This window comes from Bacteroides eggerthii, assembly GCF_025146565.1.
Classification (GTDB): Bacteria; Bacteroidota; Bacteroidia; order Bacteroidales; family Bacteroidaceae; genus Bacteroides; species Bacteroides eggerthii.
On sequence record NZ_CP102258.1, the window covers coordinates 1,671,216 to 1,690,850 of the forward strand.

The following is a 19,635-nucleotide window of genomic DNA, read 5'->3' on the forward strand; positions in this document are numbered from 1 at the left end:
ATAGAGAAAGCCTTGGATATATTCGATGAAGGAACTAAGATTGCCGTGTTCCTGAAACTGACATTCCTGGAGGGAAAAAGGCGTAAACCGTTCTTCCGGGACAATCCGCCACGAAAAATCCATGTCTTTTCTTCCCGCGCTTCTGTTGCCAAAGATGGAGATTTTACAGCCATCCCAAACAACGGAAATGCAATCGCCTATGCCTGGTTTGTATGAGAAAAGGGATATAAGGGAGAGACTGTAGTGGATTGGATAAACTGAAATAGGGCGTGGGGGAACAATGACCGATATGACGGACCGTTGTGTTCCTTATCATCACAACGTAAATTATAGTAATTTATTAAACCAGAAACATTTATAAAAATAGTATGAAAAATAACAACACTCAAATAGATAAGAAAATATTCATAGCTGGCAAGGTGTATGACCTTCTGGTAATGGACAAGGATACGGTTGAAGCTTCGGTGCAGGAGTATTGGGACAGTGCAATTGGTAAGGATAGAGTCAGATTCGAGCTGTACACAATCGGCAATGCGGTTGCCATGTCCTTCCACAGGGGATTTGATTACAGTTCCTATAATGCAGATCCGACGAAAGACATAATGGATGCGGATGCCTTCATGATGACCGCCCATGAATACGAGGGTTTTATGATGCCTGTCCCTTTCCCCACACTTCCAGTTCCCGGGTTCGGCTATCCCTATCATATAAGCCGGACCGACTTTCTGGATGCATACCGGAAGAGTGCTAAAATTCTTGGGGCAAGCAGGATAAAGAACGCTTCCCTGGATATAAGTCCGGTATCCGTCATCTTAAGAGTCCAAATAGGATAGTGAGAATACGGAATGAAGTAAATTCCGGACTATAGTGTGTATCGAAAACCGTTGTGTGAGAAACATGACGGTTTTCTTAATCCTTTTAACGGCGGTAACCATAAGAATATCCGCTGTGGCAATACCCCGGATGATGATACACTACAGTCCTGTCACCAAGTTAAATTATAATATACTTTATATAATGGCAGAATATTTCAGAATAGCGACAAAGGACTTTTGTAACACGTTGCTTCCCGGAGCCTTTACCGGAGACACTACAATGTGCCCCACAAGAAGCCAAATCGAAGCGGCCGGTCTGCATATAAAGAAGGGTTATACCTATGCGGCCGACCAGCTGGTTCCCGAAGACCATATAGAGCGTCTTGACTGGGAATATACTTTCTCTGTAACTCCTGCGACAGCTACCATATCCGCGGCGGGAGGATCACAGAAATTCACAGTGACCTCGTATAAGAGACAGTACAGTTACAGTAATGCGGGAAACCGTATCTATGTAGAAGGGTCACAGACAAACGTAGCCTATACCTCCAGTAACAATCAAACGGCAGGTTCCGGAACATGGACCGCCGCGAATGATACTATCAGTTATGGAGCAAATACCGGATCAACACAGCAAAGTGGTACCATTACATGGACTCAGTCTGAATCTTTCGGTTCTGATCCTAAGAAAACAGCTGCTGCAACTCACAAACAAAATGCAGATTCTATCAGTTCTTATGCAAATCCAACAGTTTCCTTGGTTTATAATTCAGATATTCCGGCGTCTGGAGCTTCAGCCACTATGCCTACTTATTCTTATAGTCAGGTTGTTCATTGGGTATCTGGAAAAACCACAACTGTTACTTCCGGCGGCTTACTGACTTTTACTAAGGCGCCTAATTCCGGGACGGGCACAACAGACCCTTCTAAAGGAGCTACTACAGCACCTTCTAAAGGAACAACCGCTTCAAGTCGGACCACTGTAGCCACTGTAACCTTATCAGTAACCTTAAACGGTAAGACTGGTACTTCTGGTAGGGCTGATGTTTATCAGGCTGCTAACTCTTATTCGGATTCTTGGGAGAATTGGACCGTCAACATATCGGCCGACCCTGTAAGAATAGGTGCAAGAGGCGGTACATCCTTATTGTCGGGAACAGCGGAAAGGAAAGGTATCAGGGAATGGGACTCAGGCAGTAAGGAAGACATAGACGGTTCCGGAACACCGTTTTTCAGTATACCCGCACATAGTAACGGCTGGTCGTTATCGGAAAACATACTGACAGCGGTAGAGAATACAGGAGAGGAAAGAAGCGTTGTCGTTACCGCATCCCATGGAGAAGGCAGGAATGAAGTGGCGGTGTCTCAGGAAGCAGGTGTAATCACATGGGAATATGTCTTCTTCATAGATACTGACTCTATGTCTGTTCCGGCCACAGGTGGAACACAAAGGGTCAACGTATCTTCCCTGAAAAGAAAGCTTGTCAACGGAAAAGATTCGGGAGAAACGGAAACAGTAGGATTTTCTATAGGATGGCATTCGGGAGATAACTTCAACTCCATAGACAGAAGCGGAATACCCGAATATGTGGTGTTTGATGTCGGTAGAAATACTGGGAATGAGAGAACGGAATACGATATGTTTACCCAGGAAGAATCCGGAAACACTATCCTTTTCACATGCAGCCAGGAAAGAGGACCGGCAGGGTTTATCGTCTGTGGAAGCAACGGTTATATTGAAAGGATAGAAATCTGATTTCATCTATTTAAACTTGTAGCTTATCACATATAATATGATTGGTATTTTACATCAAAGCTGTAGAAGTTAAAAGTAAAATCATGAAAATCAAACTGTTTTGTATCGTATTGTGCCTTTGCGTGTTTATGACCTGTGAGAAAAATGAACCGGTTATTTCGGATGAACCTGTTATTCCACCAACAGATCAACCCAAAGAACCACAAGAGTCAATATCGACAGATGGGATAATTAATTGGAACAATGAATTTATAATTGTAGGAGACAATAATATGGCAAATATAGGAAGTAATGATTGGAATGCAGTCACTTATGGAAACGGGAGATATGTAACAGTGGGAGACAGTAACAGTGCAGCCTGCTCTATTGATGGAATCAATTGGACAGCAACCTCAGGATTTAATGACTTATCGGGAATTTGTTATGGAAATGGAAATTTTATTGCAGTGGGAACGGGAGGAAATGTTCGTTATTCAGATGACGGGGCCGGCTGGTCAACAGTTACTATACCGGGAAAGAGAAATTTGAGGGCCGTCTGTTATGAAAATGGAAAGTTCGTTGCAGTGGGAGAAAATGGAGTGATTGCTTATTCCACTGACGGAAGCAACTGGACTGCCAAGAATGTGGGAAGCAATGATTGGAATAGCGTTTGCTACGGAAATGGAAAGTTCGTTGCAGTTGAGAACGATGGAGGCGTTGCTTATTCCACTGACGGGATCAACTGGACTGCCAAGAATGTGGGAAGTAATTGGTGGTATGGTGTTTGCTACGGAAATGAAAAGTTTGTTGTAGTGGGAACTGATGGGGATGTTGCTTATTCTACTGATGGAATCAGTTGGACTACAACAACTATATCAGACGCCCCCACTATAATGGCTGTTTGCTGCGGAAATGGGAAGTTCGTTGCGGTAGGAAGAATATGGAATGCCTCAGGATACTACATACGGGCTATTTATTATTCTACTGATGGGATCAACTGGACTTCCAAGACTATGGGTAGAGGTGAATTGTACGGAATATGCCCTGTTCAATAACTTCTCAGCACCTTATTAAACCTGTTTAAATCAGCCGGACTAAGTTCCGGCTTTTTTATTACTCCTTTATTAATTGGGAAATGCCTAAGGATGATAAACAATAAATGGATGCTGGTATCGGATATACAGAAATTACCATGGATGTATCATGAAAGCAGCGTACAATATATAACAGCCGGCTAACATAATTATCAGATAAAATAACCATGATACCCCTAATCCCAATTGCCGGAGAAACTGTGTCGTCGGGTTATACATATCATCAGGTTGTCCATTGGGTATCGGGAAGAACTACGACACTTACATCCAGCCATTCTCTACGGAAAACTTCCGTAATGCTCCCCTCGGAGAAGGAGCTATTGTAATTTCCAGGGGAGATGTCATCTTTGATTTCTCCGAATCTCATAACATTTTATCAATAACCGATGAGAAAACCGCTGCCAATGAATTGTTTAATGTACATATTTCCAACAAGAGGCTAACTTCCAGCATAGTCAATCTTGCAGGAAGTGCATCGACATATACAGTGCGAATTACCTTACATATGTCTGACGGGGCCATTTTATATCGTGATATAATTCACTACTCCTGATTAAGCCTGTTACCGGTGGCAATTATTTATACTTATTATATTTCTCATAGAGGATAAGGAAACCCCAACTGTCAACTAATATACGGATAACTGAATCGGTGTCGCATATAACTATAATATAACAGGTATACTTGAAGGACTTTCTGTTTCATTCAGAAAGCCCTTTTTTTATTTTTATAGCTTCCGGATGAGAAACATGGTCGTATGGTAGATTAACACAACATACCTTTATTAATTTTTCCTGCCGGATGTTAGCGGAGAACCTATCATAGGGATGAACAGTCACTGTATCCGGTCTGACAACGGGTTGTCTTGGATTGAGATTATAAAAATGTCCCCCCTTCTCTTTCTTATCGATTTTATAGTTCTATTAGACAGGAATGGAGCAGAGTTACAGGTATCTGGTTACAGGTGTTACGTATGTCCTGATCGGTTCGGTTGCTTTAAAGATTTAACTCCGAGTTTCCATTTGGTTGATATGTAAAAGTAACTTTTGATAAATTTTGTTATTTTTTTCTTCTCTAATTTTAACTTTTGCCTATATCTTGTATCATATATATTATTATGAGTCTTTTTCAAAGAGTGATTGTGGTTCTGTGCCTTTTCATGTCTTTTTCCGCTTATGGACAGGAAGGGAGTGTGGAGTTTTGCCTGTGTGATTCTGTCAATGGTGACACAGTCGAGGGTGCTGTGGTGGAATTGGTATATCTGTCCGATTCTACAAAATATCACGCTGTAAGCGATGGGAGTGGTAAGGCTAAATTTCAGAGGATCGCTTATGGTGATTACAGTGTGACTGCAACATTCCTGGGATACATTCCTTCATGCCGCCGCATACGTTTGAATGCGCATTTTCTCTCTCCCGACACAATACGGATGCAACCAGATGTGCAGTTGTTAGATGAGGTAGTAATCAGCACTCCTGCTCTACGTTCCACTCAAAACGGGGATACGCTCAGTTATCATGCTGACGCCTACAAGGTAGTACTGGGGGCCAATTCCGAATCGTTGCTCACCAAGATGCCCGGCATATCTGTTTCAGAGCGTGGCGTTGAAGCCCATGGGCGTACTGTGCAGAAAATAATGATTGACGGAGAGGAGTTTTTCGGTAATGATGTCCTTTCGGCCTTGAAAAATCTTCCAGCTGATATGATTGAGGATGTGGAAGTGTTTAATAAGCTGAGCGACGAGGCCGAGCTTACAGGTGTGGATGACGGCCGGGGGTATACAGCTATCAATATCCGCAGCAAACCAGATCGTCGTAAGGGAACTTTCGGACGCCTGTATGCGGGTTATGGCTTTTCGGATAAATACATAGCCGGTGGTAATATCAATAATTTTAATTCCAAATGCCGTCTTTCAGTTGTTGGGTTGGCCAATAATATCAGTCTTCATAATTTTGTCACTGAGGATATTGTGGGAGCGACGGATGAAGAGGGTAAGAACGGACATTCCAACTTCGTAGTCAAACCTATGCCTGGTATTTCTTCCGTACAGTCTTTGGGGACGAACTTTAATACCAGTTGGCTCTCAGGAAGTTATTTTTTCAACCGTACGGATAACAGTAACGTTCCGGTTTCCCAACGGGAAAACCTGAATAGCGGTAATAAGGTCCAGCTTACCGATGCGGAGAAAGATTTGACAGCCTTGAATTACAATCACCGATTCTCTGCAAAAATGAAATTTAACGTCGGTGAGCGCCATAGTTTTATCATCCGTCCTTCGCTGAATATCCAGGATTTTTCGGATTTCTCCGAACAGAGAAGTTTAGTACGGAATCGTTTTGGTTGTGATGATATCCGTTTTGTTCATAACCGGCTCTCGGATAACCGGAATGAACGTTTGGGTATTAATGTTTCCAATACTTTCAATTATCGTTATCGTTTCCATAAAAGGGGGCGTTCCCTTTCCATGTCGTTGTTGGGTAATTATTACGATAATGAGACTGATGCGCTAAATGAACAGTATACTTTCCGCAAACCGGATATGCCGCTTGACCCTCTTTTGGCAAGTTCGGTGTCCTCACAGCAGAACTTCCGTAAAACACGCAAGGTCATGGCTCGTACGGGGGTGGTTTATACGGAGCCTTTGTCTCGTCGGTTTCGTATGAGCTGGGAATACGCTTTTATTTACAGTCGTGACGAAGCCGCTAAAACGGTCTTTCTTCGTGATAATGAAACCGGAGAATTGAGTACAACTGCGGATGCTCGTCAATCCAGTGAGAATAGAGGAATATACCTGACCCATAAAATCGGACCTCGTTTCCAGTATGCTTTTCGTAAGACTTCCATTACGGTAGGGGGAGCTTTTCAACATATGAATTTTAAAGGGACAAATATCCTTCCTGCAACAGGGGAAGTGTACAAGCCTTACAGTAACCTGACCTATGAGGTAGTAGCCAACCTTGTTATAAACCGTCAGAATACGATCTGTATCGATGCGAAGGGTCGGACTGTGAACCCTTCCGCAAATCTGTTACAGGATGTGGTCAGTCTGGCTAATCTGAGTCGTGTTAGTGCGGGAAACCCTAATTTGTCTCCCTCATATCTTCATGGCTTTGGGATACGTTACATACATACCGATGCCCGAAGAGGCAGTACGGTGGCAGTTTCACTTAACTATAATGGCAGCGGCAACTATATCGGCGATTCATTGGTGGCTGACCAGCCTGATTTTATCGTGACGGAAGGTGTGAAGCTCGGTGAGGGAAATCTGTTCGTCCGTCCGGTCAATATCGGCGGTTATCACCGTTTGCATGGCAAGATAACCTACGGTTTTCCGGTCAATCCCCTGCGCAGTAACTTAAATATTCAGGCACAGGCGGTAATAAATGTCCTGCCTGGGATTATTAACGGAGAATACAGTCCCGTACACCGCAATAATTACTTAGTAGGAGCTTCTTTAGCGAGTAATATCAGTGAGGATGTGGATTTTCGTGTCAGTTATACGGGGGAGTATGTGCAGGGAGAGTTTACAACGAAGGCTGGGAAAAACAATAATGACTATTTTTCACATACGGTTTCCGGCCAGCTTAAATGGGCTTTCTGGAAAGGGGTTACTTTTACAGGCTCACTTTCATACAGACAGGACAAGGGTATCTCCGCTCCATTTAATGATAGGACGTTGTTGTGTAACCTTTATCTGGGTAAACGGATTTTCCGTAATCGTCTGGGAGAGATCAGTATCGGCATCAACGACCTCTTCGATGATAATTCCCGGCGTTATGCGCATACCATCAATTCTTCCGGGACCAACAATATTGTGAATCAGGGTATTGAACGTTATGTGGCTTTCCAGCTTGTCTGGCATCTGAGAAACTACCGAAAATAAAAATATGATGCAAAATGAATACCATTGGGAAATATTATATTACAATATATTGTAACTAAATGAATACTTTCTGCATTAAGTTTTATATAAGAATACCCCAAAAATATTATAAAATTAGCCAATAATTCATTGAAGTGTATTCCAAAAGTTTTGTGGCTAACCTTTTGGGGGCACTTTACTTTTGGGACAGTTCCTATAGTATATGTTTTTTGGGGGAGGGCATGGAAGTTTCGTGAGATATACCGGGGGAGGGCGCGTCGCCATTGATTACTATGGGAACAAAGCTGTCTTTAGCACCTAAGCGGGAGGCTTCTGCCAATAACTCCCGCTCCGTAATACCGTATTTTTAAACTTCTTTGAATAACCTGATTTTCTTTGTATTGAATGATTGAAGTAATCTGAAAAGGGGGAAAATACAAAGGTGCGAAATTATAATAATTAAATATTATTAAAAGTAACGTAATGCTTTACGTTGATAATTAAATAAAGTAATGATTTAATTGTGTTAAAGGTATTATATATTTGATGCGAATTATTATAATTATAAAATGCATTTTTATTATAATTTATATTAATCTGGATAAACCTCTAAATTCAATGCCTATGAAACATCACTGAAATTACACAAAAGTAAATAATTTACTGATCTATTTTTATTATACCATGGTGTATAAACACAAAACAAAATCAAAAAATAATACTTAAATTTATGGAAATAAAATTATTTGCTAAACGTATTAGTATACCTCTTTTTCTTATACTAGTAATTACAACTAATATGATTTATGCACAAAACACAATCAACATATCTGGAAGAGTTTCTAGCTCAATTGGAGAGCCTATGATTGGAGCAAGTATCATGGTAAAAGGCACCACTAACGGTACGATAACAGATCTTGATGGAAATTTTAGGATAGAGACATCACCAACCGCAACTTTAATCATTTCTTATGTAGGTTATGTCACTCAAGAAGTACAAATAGCTGGTAGAAAATCTATCAATATTATCTTAAAGGATGACACAGGCTTGTTAGAGGAAATTGTAGTGGTAGGTTATGGAACTCAAAAAAAAGAAACATTGACAGGCTCTGTAACGAGCGTCAAGGGAGATGAGATTAAAAGGAGCCCAGCTCCTAATGTAAGTACCTCACTGCAGGGAAAACTACCAGGCCTGATAGTTAATCAACGTTCTGGAGAACCGGGACGGGACGATCCAAGTATTGTGATACGTGGTTTTGGTACATTTGGTGATAGTTCTCCATTGATTATTATTGATGGAGTGGAACGCGGTAATATGAGCCGGATGAATCCTGAAGATATTGAAAGTATATCAGTCCTGAAAGATGCATCAGCGGCTATTTATGGTGCGCGTGCAGCAAATGGTGTTATACTTATTACTACAAAAAAAGGAAAAGTGGGAAAACCTGAATTTTCATTAGGTTTTAATACTGCTTTCTCATCACCTACAATTAAACCTAAAATGTTGGATGCCGCTACATATGCTCAGGTTTATAATGAAGGAGATTGGTACCGGAAAGGGCGTCCAGAAACTAATTACACACCTGTTTATTCAGATGAAGTTATTCAAAAATTTCGAGATGGATCAGATCCTATTTTATATCCAAATACTAATTGGCTAGATGAAACCTTGAAACCGTTTGCTTTGCAGACACGTACTAATTTTCAAGTGAGTGGTGGTACAGAGACCGTTCGTTATTTAGTTTCATTTGGCGCATTAACACAGGGATCAGGTTTCTATCATCAACCTGTAAAAAATCATCAATATACCGTGCGTGCAAATATAAATGTAGATCTTAGTAAAAATTTGACTTTCGGTGCAAATATTAGTACAATTATTAATAATCAACAACATACAACGGTAGCTACATGGATAAATTTTTCAAATATATTACTATCAAGTCCCACTTTGGTTGCAAAATATCCCAATGGTCTGATCGCTGGTGGTAGATTAGGAGAAAATCCTCTATTATTGGATCAAAGAGGTACTAATAAGATTAAGAGTACTCCAATGTATTCAACATTTATAGCTACTTATAAGATTCCTTGGGTGAAAGGTTTAAAATTAGAAGGTTCTTTCAACTATGATATCAATAATCAGTTTGAGAAGTTATTTAATTTGCCCTATTATTATTATGAATATAATACGGTAAGTAAAGAATATGATAAAAGATCAGGTACAGGTGCATCGACAGTAGAATTAACAGATACTTATAGTCGTTGGACTACAATGTTGTATAATTTTAGGTTACTATATGAACAACAGTTTGGGAAACATCATGTTGGAGCTATGATAGGGCAAGAACAGCAGAGGAACACCTATTCGTATGCTATGGCTTATCGGAAGAATTTTATTAGTTCAACTATTGATCAAATAAATGTGGGTAGTTCTGCCGCTGAAGATAAAAATAATGGTGGTTCTGCTTCTATAACAGCGCGTAATAATTTCTTTGGGCGTTTTAATTATGACTATAGTTCTAAATATTTAGTAGAATTATTGTTCCGTTATGATGGTTCACAGAATTTTCCGAGCGGAAAAAGATATGGCTTCTTTCCTGCTGGGTCTATTGGTTGGCGTATTTCAGAAGAACCGTTTTTAAAAGAGAATTGTAATTTCCTTGATCAGTTAAAGTTACGTTTGTCAATAGGACAAACCGGTAATGATAGGATTGCTTCTTATCAATATTTACAGTCATATTCATTTGGAGGAAATTATGTATTTGGTACATCTGATGCATCTGGTATCTATGCGAATACTATGCCTAATCCTAATATTACTTGGGAAAAAAGTACTAAATTTGATTTTGGTTTAGACGCTTCTTTGTGGAATGGACTATTGGGTATGGAACTGACGTTATTCAAAGAGAAACGAACAGATATTCTTGCCGCTCGTAATCTTTCGGTTCCTGAAACTTTGGGCTTTTCTGCTTTACCGGATGAAAATATTGGTGAAGTGAATAATAAAGGATTTGAGCTAAAATTGTCTCATCACCAAACTTTAAATGATTGGTTTTATAGCATAGAAGGGAATATGTCATATGCTAAAAATGAAATCGTTTATATGGATGAAACTCCTCATGCCGAAGCCTATCAGGATAAGACTGGACGCCCTGTGGGAGCTGATCTATATTATAAAGCTGATGGCCTTTTTAATACACAAGAAGAGCTGGATGCATATCCTCATGCAAATGGTACGCAGGTTGGTGATATTAAAGTGATTGATTTGAATGATGATGGAGTGATTAACTCTGATGACCAATTCCGATTCGATTACACATCAACTCCCCGTTTTGTATTTGGGCTGTCAGGATATGTGAAATATAAAAATATAGATTTGAGTCTTTTTTTCCAAGGACAAACTGGTGCCTATAACTATGATGCTGAATTTGTAAATAATATGGGTGGGGCAGATCCTAAAAATGCTTTTGTAGATCGAGCTGCCAATCGCTGGACAGTTAACAATCCTAATGGAACAATGCCGAGGGCTGATGCTTTTCAACCGGGAAATACAACATTTTTCTTATATGATGCAACTTTTATACGCTTGAAGACATTGGAGTTGGGTTATACCTTGCCTACGAGCCTTACTTCACGATTACAGTTGGGAAGCTTACGCATTTATGTGAGTGGCTTTAATCTGTTGACATGGGCAAAAGAAATAAAATATATAGATCCAGAAATCAATGGTGGCGGCTTATATTATCCACAGCAGCGTGTATTCAATGTCGGATTAAATGTTAAATTTTAAAATCAGAACAAATGAAAAAAATATTAATTGTATTTTCGTTAACTTTATTAGCTATATCTTGCGATGATATTTTGGATATTTCTCCTAAGGATCGTATTTCTGATGATGCTATTTGGACAGATGAAAATCTTATAAAAGCTTATCATACAGATTTATATAATAGTTTGCTGCATGGGTTTTGTATTAATATGCAGTCTAAAATGACAGATGAAGCCTATTGCTCTATTAATTGGGGGGCTGGGATTATAGCTTATGGCACTATTAGTCCAGACAATGTTGGTAGTGTTAGCAATACTGATTGGACTGGTGGAGGTAATCTCTATATTTGGAATTCTGCATTTCAGAATATTCGTAAAATAAATAAGTTTCTTGAGAAAATGGAAGAAAGTCCATTCGTAATGGATGATAAAGATAGACTTATTGCAGAAAGTAAGTTTTTACGTGCTTATATTTATTTTATGCTAATCGAACGGTTTGGAGAAGCACCTATCGTAAAACAATCCTATGAATTGGGTACGGATATGACATTTACAAGTGCTTCATTTGATGAATGTGTAAAGTTTATAGAAGAAAATATAACAGAAGCAATGCCGTCACTTCCTGCTTTCTATGCAACAACAGATGCAAATTTTGGTAGAGCCACACAAGCTGCATGCCAGGCATTATTATCTAGATTGTATTTGTATGCTGCTTCACCATTGTTTAATAAAAATAATGATAAAACTAAATGGGAGAAAGCTTCTGATGCTGCTGAGACTTTTCTTACAACATATAAGCAATATGAACTTTATCCAGATTATACCAAATGCTTCAATCAGCCGAGTGGAATGGAAAATCAAGAAATTATTTTGGCGCGCAATTTCACTACAACGAACGGTCATCAAGCTCCAATGCATAATTTGAATCGTCGCTATGGAGCATATGGTGGCTGGTGGGCTAGTAATGGTCCTTCTCAGAATTTGGTTGATGACTATGATATGCTTAATGGCGAGCCTGCATTTGTCTGGAGCAATGGCGTAAAAAGTGTTAATCCTGTATCTGGATATGATCCACAAAATCCTTATAAAGACCGTGATCCTCGTTTGGATGCAACTGTGATACATGATGAGTCAACCTATCATGGTGACTTTTTTGAAATGTGGGTAGCGTCAGATGGTAAGAGTTGGGGGGTTGATAATTATAGACAGAGCGGAGATAACCCGCTTACCAATTATGTGTTACGAAAATTTATGCCAGGGGAGGATACACCATTAAGCTGGCAAACGACTTATACAATACCATGGATCTTTTTCCGTTTAGGAGAGATTTATTTGAATTATGCAGAAGCACAATTTGAATTAGGTCATGAGGATGTTTGTCGAGAGTACATCAGCAAAATACGTAATAGGGTTGGTATGCCTAAAATTCCAGAGACTGTGACAGGAGAAAATTTGAGACAGCGTTTATACAATGAACGCAGAGTGGAGCTTGCTTTTGAAGAGCATCGCTATTTCGATCTCCGCAGGTGGAAAGTAGCGATGGATATTGAAAATCGTCCTATTTATGGTATGACTATAACCAAAGATATTAATACAGAAAAAAAAGTTTATAAAGAAGAAAAATTATTGGAAAGGGTATTTACTCCTCAAATGTATTTACTTCCTATTTCAACGGATGAAATAAAGAAAAATAAGGGTACTTTATTACAGACAGAAACTTGGAGATAATTATTGATATAATGTAAATATAGCGCGTATTTGTGGATATAATCCACTATACGCGCTTACTAAAGTGTAGAATATGATAAGAAAAACCTTATTTTTATTTGTGTTGTTAATAGGTTGTCTTGCTGTCTTTGCTCAAAGCAATTCCTTTAAAGAGAATAATGTAAACATTGAATTGCCAACAGGAAAGCTTTCTTTACAACCGCTCAATCAGAATACGGTGCGCGTAAGGTTCACCAAAGGGCAGGCTGTTCCGAAAGAAGAATTAATCTATACAGAAGATGTAGCGTCTCCTGCATATAAAGTGAAAGAGAATAATACCTCACTGAAACTTTCACTTGAGAAAATGATTGTAGTTTATGACAAACAGCGTCATACACTGACTTTTACCGATGCTAAAGGGCAAATTATCTTGCAGGAAAAAGAAGGAGGGCGTTTATTGAAAAGTTCTACTGTTCAAGGCGAACCGACCTTTTTGGCCGAACAACATTTCTTATCACCGGCTGATGAATACTTGTTTGGCACCGGACAATTTCAAGATGGCTATTTAAATGTGCGGGGACTGAGCAGACGCCTTACACAAGTTAATACACAGATCGCAATTCCTTTTATTCTTTCCAACAAGGGATATGGCATTTTGTGGAACAACTATGGTCTGACAGACTTTAATCCTGCCGACGAGTCTGTAAAGTTATTACCGGCAAAGACAGAGGGACAAGCCGTTACAGTGGACGCGACAAGTACAAAAGGCAATAAACGTGAGACTCGTCTCTTCAAGTCATTCACAGCAACATTCAGTGTTCCGGCCGACGGACAGTACGGATTGCTGTTGGATGTAGGGCAGCGTATGGCACGCAAACATTACATCGCTATTGATGGAAATAAAATTGTCGATGTGAATAATTTGTGGCTCCCTCCTACAACTTCCGTTATAGTAGAATTATCGAAAGGAGAACATACTGTTGAAGTACAGGGCGTAAAGGAAGATTCCCCCGTATTATATTGGAGACAAGTAACCGATGAGACTGTCTTCCGTTCTCCGGTAGCACATTCTTTGGACTATACCGTATTCTCCGGAAATGCCGATGAAATAATAGCCGGTTACCGTCAGTTGACAGGCAAAGCGCCTATGTTGCCACTTTGGGCATTAGGCTATATTCATTGCAGGGAACGTTATAATACACAAGCGGAGCTGTTGGAAAACGCACATGAATTTAGGAAACGGAAGCTCCCTGTGGATGTAATCGTACAAGATTGGCAATGGTGGGGAAAGTACGGGTGGAATGCCATGCAATTCGATGAAAGCAAATATCCGGATCCCGGCAAAATGGTACGTGAGCTTCATAACATGAACATACACCTGATGTTGTCCGTTTGGTCTAAAATAGATAAGCAATCGGCACTTGGAAAGCAAATGGAGTCTAAAGGTTTTTACATTCCCGGCACAGATTGGATTGATTTTTTCAATCCTGATGCAGCAGCTTTTTATTGGCATAATTTTAGCAGTAAATTATTGAGGCCCTACAAAATTGATGCGTGGTGGCAGGACGCTACCGAACCGGAAAATGATGATTTACTGAACCGGCGAATAAACAATGGGAAAATCCCGGGTGAATTCTACCGCAATGTTTATCCGCTTTTTGTGAATAAAACCGTCTATGAAGGCTTACGTAAGGATGACCCGGATCGGCGTGCTATGATATTAACCCGAAGCGGGTTCTCCGGTATACAACGATATGGTGCAGTAACATGGTCGGGAGACGTAGGCAATGACTGGGAAACACTTCGTCGGCAAATAGCTGGCGGATTAGGGCAAATGGCTACCGGTCTGCCTTGGTGGACCTATGATGCAGGCGGCTTTTTCCGCCCTTCCGACCAGTATACGAATAAAGATTACCAAGAACGAATGTTGCGTTGGATACAGGCCGGAACCTTCCTGCCATTGATGCGTATTCATGGTTATATGAGCCAGACAGAGCCTTGGCGGTACGGAGAACAAGTGGAACACATTGTTTCCGACTTCTTAGACCTACGTTATCGCCTATTACCCTATATATACTCACATACTGCATTAGTTTCACACCAAGGAGGTACTTTTATGCGTCCGCTGATATTTGATTTTTCACAAGATAAGGAGGCTTTGAAACAGCAGAATGAATATATGTTTGGAAACTCCTTACTGATTAATCCCATAACCCAAAGCAATGTACAAAGCTGGAAAACCTACCTTCCTGAACATGCGGCAGGATGGATTGATTTTTGGAATGGAAAGGCCTATGAGGGAGGACAATACGTGGATATTCCGGCATCAATAGAGAAAATCCCGGTATTTGTAAAAGCCGGTACCATATTACCGTTAGGCATGAAAAAGCAATATGCTTCGGAAAATCTTAGCGCCCCCTTGGAGATACACATTTATCCGGGTGAAGACGCTTCATTCATTTTATACGAGGATGAGGGAGATAATTACAATTATGAAAAAGGGGCATATAGCAACATCCGTTTTAACTGGAATGACCGTAAACGAGTATTGACGATAGAAGAACGACAAGGAGAATATCTCGGCATGCAGGCCAACAGGACTTTCTGTATCATAAGTCCGTCTGCGGAAAAAACAGTCGTATATCAAGGTAAAAGGATGAAAATCCAATTGCCATAATAAGACTATGAGACGGAAGAAAGTATTTAGTTTCCGAATTTAAACATATTTAGTCCATTATGTAATAACAGAAAACAAATGTATAACTATTAAACGCATTATAAACAAAGAGGTTGATTTATTGCAGTCTCGAAATTGAATATCTACAAATGAAAAAAAGATTATCTATTTTTATTGGGGCATTATTATATGGAATAATACTGAAGTCACAAGGCAGCCCCTACATGGAGCATTTGTCTGATTATATTGAAAATCTTTCGATTTTTGAGCAAAATCAAGAGCCTGGCAGATGCTATTATATGCCTTCAAAGTATATTTCATTAAATGGTATATGGAAATTTATGTGGAGCGATGTGCCACAAAATATTCCCACCGAATTCTTTAAATCAAAATTTAACGATCGTTCTTGGGATAATATTGAAGTGCCTTCGAATTGGGAAATGTTGGGATATGGTGATAAAATGTTTCGTAATGTAAGTGCACCTTTCCATGTAAATGTACCTTTTGTACCAAGTGATTATAATCCTACCGGAGCTTATCGCAGAGAGTTTCAACTACCAAATAATTGGAATGGTCATCAGGTGTTTCTACGATTCGAAAAGGTTGCTTCTGCTTCGTTTGTATGGATTAATGGGCACGAAGTGGGGTATAATGAAGGTGCTCAAGAACCTGCAGAATACAACATCACACGTTTTTTGAAACCAGGCAAAAATACTATTGCTGTATTGGTTTTGAAGTATTCCGATGGGTTCTTTCTTGAAGGGCAAGACTATTGGCGATTGTCCGGTATCTTTGATGATGTGTCTATCTATGCCACTCCACCGATTCGTTTATTTGATTGGTATGTCAGAACTACTTTTGACAAGCATTATATCGATGCCAATCTTGATGTGGAAGTTAACGTAAAAAAATATGAAGCCGATAATATCAGTCATCTTACGTTAAAAGGGGAATTGTGTGACAAAGTAGGCAAGTACATCCAATCCTTACCTTCCATAAAAATCAATTTACAATCAGTAGGCGATGAGACAGTGATGTTAAGAACAAAGGTAAAACAACCTCTTAAATGGACAGCCGAAACTCCTAACCTTTATACATTACGTCTTTCTCTGTATGGAGAAGACGGGCAACTGATAGACAAAAGCGAAACAAAAATAGGATTTAAACAAACAAAGATTGAAAATGGGATATTCTATTTGAATGGTGTTCCGGTAAAAATTAATGCTCAAAACTCTCATATGCAACATCCCGAATGGGGACATATGATGAAAGAGAATGTAATACGCCAAGATCTTGAGATCCTTAAACAATTCAATTTCAATGCTGTAAGAATTTCACATTATCCTCCGGTAAACAAATATCTTGAATTAGCCAATGAGTATGGATTATATGTTATTGATGAAGCAGGTGTAGAGGCGCATGCCACCGAATGGGTGTCTAAAAAGCCCGAATTTACAGATATGTATCGTGAACGTGTACGCAAAATGGTGTTACGTGACCGTAACTATCCTTGTATCCTATTTTGGAGTGCCGGCAATGAATCGGGCGAGGGATTCAATATCAGTGAAGTAGTGCAAGAAGGAAAGAAGTATGATGATACCCGAAGCTGGATGTATGGCGGAAATGCATTCTCTCATCCGGCCGAAGATATTATCGGGCCTCGTTATCCTCGTCCAGATGAATTAGAAATACAAGAAGGATTAGGATTTGATCACGACAATCGTCCTTCGTTTATGGACGAATACCTATCTGTAGCTGGTAATGCTTGTGGTAGTCTTGATGAATATTGGAGAGTTATCTATACTCATCCACGTATCATCGGTGGAGCGATATGGGATTTTATCAGTCCCGGACTCACCGAGACGATACGTCGTTTGTCCGATTCTTCTCCACATAACATTCCTGCCCACATCATGGGCAATGCTAAACTTGTGAAGGGCAAAACGGGCAAAGCGATTGATCTTAGCGGACATGATGAATGGGTGGAAATATATCGCAAGAATGATGTTGAAATTAGCGGCAATCAACTATCACTGACTTGCGATGTTTTTCCACGTAGACTTATCAGTGATTGTGGTTCCTTTATTACAAAAGGAAGTCGTCAGTTTGGACTTCAACAAAAAGGCAAGTCAGAACTCCGCTTCTATATATTTACTGATAAGTTACATGAAGTTGTTGCAACTTTACCTCATGATTGGGAGTACAGTTGGCATAACATTGCCGCCGTATATAATGGCAACGAGATGAAGTTGTATATTGACGGTGTAGAAAAGGCAATAGGTAAAGCAAGTGGAAAAATAAGAAATCTGCCATATCCCATCAATGTAGGGCGTAATGCCGAAATACATAATTGTGAAACAAATGTGGCTATATGTGATGCTATTATTGACAATGTCGGTATCTTTAATAGTGCTCTTTCTCTTGATAAGATGCAAAGTGATAAGGCTTTGCTTTGGTTAAACTTTGAGGAAGAGTTCAAAGAAGGTAACTTTTTCAGCTATGGTATCGGGGCTAGAACCTATGGTAGTGTATGGCCGGATAGAACTCCACAACCAGAAATGTGGCAGATGAAAAAAACATGCCAACCTTTTGACTTCTCAATGGTTGATGAGACTAATTACATCATTCAAATATGGAATCACCTAAGTTTCACACCTTCTCAATATTATGACATTACTTGGAGTTTGAAAGAGGATGATACTGTTATTCAATCAGGCATTATCGATTGCCCGATAGAACCGTTGCAGAAAAAGCAAGTCAAGTTACCCATTGTTATGCCTACCATAAAGGCAGGTGCTGAATATAGAATTGAACTCACCGCTTGCATTAAGGGCAACGAACTTTGGGCTAAGAAAGGTCATTTAGTAGCTTGGGAACAATTAGAGTTGTCTTGGCATAAGATAGAGATGTTAGTAGCAGAACCATGTAAGGGCAAGTTAATTGTTGATAATACCGACTCTATTACTGTAGTGAGTGGTAATAACTTCAGTTACACTTTCTCACGCAAGGAAGGTAAATTGATATCTATGGTTGTAAATGGAAAGGAGATGCTAATAGAAGCACCACTAATGAATGTTTGGCGAGCACCTTTAGCCAACGAACTCGATGATTGGACTGTATGGTCGGAGAACAGAAATGGATGGAAAAAGGAGTATGGTATGCGTACGGTGACTGAGCAGTACTCTACCGGTATGGATAATTTGGTAAATATTGTGGCTAATTACGATACTCAAATTTCTGAATATCAGGTAAATGTAAATATTTATTCGTACATGCTCACCAGTGATAATGCTGTAAAACAGAGAGACAAGTATATTTCTGGCATTCAAACCAATGGTTTTGAAAATTTCTTCCAATTTTCTATCCGGGCCGATGGTAGCATACGTCTAAAGCACATAGTGCAACCTAATGGTGTACTACCTCAGTGGCTAATGCGCATGGGGTTGACAATGAGTTTATCAAAAGCTTTGCAAAAAGTGAAATGGTACGGAAGGGGACCTGAAGAAAACTATCCCGACCGTAAAAGTGGGTATCCCATAGGAATATATACTACAACTGTACAAGATATGTATGAGCCTTATCTAATTCCGCAAGATTACGGTTTGCGTACAGACAATAGATGGTTAGAGGTTAGCGATAAGGATGGTGATGGTTTGCGGATTAAATCTGATTATTTATTTAATTTTAATATTTATCCGTTTACAACAGACAATCTCACAAAAGCAGTATACACATATCAACTTGAAGAAAGTAAAGGGAATACCTTGAATATCGACTATTGCACCTCAGGTGTGGGATGTACTGCTCGTTCAATATTTCGCTCATACAAAACTCCTGTCACTAAGTATGAGCGGACTATCTTTATCACTCCTTTGAAAAAATAACACATCAAATAGAGGGAGCAAAGATTTAATTGTACTATTTTGTGCTTATTGGAGAGATATCCCTAAAATAAGAAAGCTAAAGGTAACTAATTCATT

The 19,635-nt window shown here is 39.6% G+C and carries 10 protein-coding genes; 9 read left to right on the plus strand and 1 reads right to left on the minus strand.

Annotated features, from left to right (window positions below):
* Nucleotides 1-12 precede the first annotated feature (12 nt).
* The 4 genes from NQ546_RS06570 to NQ546_RS06585 all read left to right on the plus strand — a co-directional run bounded on the left by NQ546_RS06570 (nucleotide 13) and on the right by NQ546_RS06585 (nucleotide 3,605).
* On the plus strand, nucleotides 13-216 hold the full coding sequence (locus NQ546_RS06570) for a hypothetical protein (protein ID WP_017141317.1): 204 nt from the start codon (nucleotides 13-15) through the stop codon (nucleotides 214-216).
* Between the two features lie 152 nt (nucleotides 217-368).
* Nucleotides 369-833 carry a hypothetical protein gene (locus tag NQ546_RS06575; RefSeq protein ID WP_004289279.1) on the plus strand — a complete coding sequence of 155 codons (465 nt, stop codon included), beginning with the start codon at nucleotides 369-371 and terminating at the stop codon, nucleotides 831-833.
* 184 nt (nucleotides 834-1,017) lie between these two features.
* Nucleotides 1,018-2,571, plus strand: coding sequence for a hypothetical protein (locus NQ546_RS06580; RefSeq protein ID WP_017141318.1), 1,554 nt, complete (start codon nucleotides 1,018-1,020; stop codon nucleotides 2,569-2,571).
* A gap of 83 nt (nucleotides 2,572-2,654) precedes the next feature.
* On the plus strand, nucleotides 2,655-3,605 hold the full coding sequence (locus tag NQ546_RS06585; RefSeq protein ID WP_004295246.1) for a WD40/YVTN/BNR-like repeat-containing protein: 951 nt from the start codon (nucleotides 2,655-2,657) through the stop codon (nucleotides 3,603-3,605).
* A gap of 262 nt (nucleotides 3,606-3,867) precedes the next feature.
* Here NQ546_RS06585 and NQ546_RS06590 read toward each other — a convergent pair whose 3' ends face one another.
* Entirely contained in the window at nucleotides 3,868-4,011 is a 144-nt protein-coding gene (locus NQ546_RS06590) for a hypothetical protein (RefSeq protein ID WP_157442394.1), read from the minus strand.
* Between the two features lie 750 nt (nucleotides 4,012-4,761).
* Here NQ546_RS06590 and NQ546_RS06595 point away from each other — a divergent pair.
* The 5 genes from NQ546_RS06595 to NQ546_RS06615 all read left to right on the plus strand — a co-directional run bounded on the left by NQ546_RS06595 (nucleotide 4,762) and on the right by NQ546_RS06615 (nucleotide 19,539).
* A complete protein-coding gene (locus NQ546_RS06595; protein WP_004289283.1) occupies nucleotides 4,762-7,527 on the plus strand; it encodes an outer membrane beta-barrel protein in 2,766 nt (921 codons plus the stop codon).
* A 709-nt stretch (nucleotides 7,528-8,236) separates the two neighbouring features.
* Nucleotides 8,237-11,293: a SusC/RagA family TonB-linked outer membrane protein gene (locus NQ546_RS06600; RefSeq protein WP_004289285.1), complete on the plus strand. Its 3,057-nt coding sequence runs from the start codon at nucleotides 8,237-8,239 to the stop codon at nucleotides 11,291-11,293.
* A gap of 11 nt (nucleotides 11,294-11,304) precedes the next feature.
* Nucleotides 11,305-12,999 (plus strand): RagB/SusD family nutrient uptake outer membrane protein, encoded by a 1,695-nt coding sequence (locus NQ546_RS06605; RefSeq protein WP_004289286.1) that lies wholly within the window; start codon nucleotides 11,305-11,307, stop codon nucleotides 12,997-12,999.
* Between the two features lie 73 nt (nucleotides 13,000-13,072).
* Entirely contained in the window at nucleotides 13,073-15,655 is a 2,583-nt protein-coding gene (locus tag NQ546_RS06610) for a glycoside hydrolase family 31 protein (protein WP_029429404.1), read from the plus strand.
* Nucleotides 15,656-15,804: 149 nt separating this feature from the next.
* Complete coding sequence (locus NQ546_RS06615; RefSeq protein WP_004289287.1) at nucleotides 15,805-19,539, plus strand: beta-galactosidase small subunit-related protein; 3,735 nt, start codon at nucleotides 15,805-15,807, stop codon at nucleotides 19,537-19,539.
* The last annotated feature ends 96 nt before the right edge of the window (nucleotides 19,540-19,635 follow it).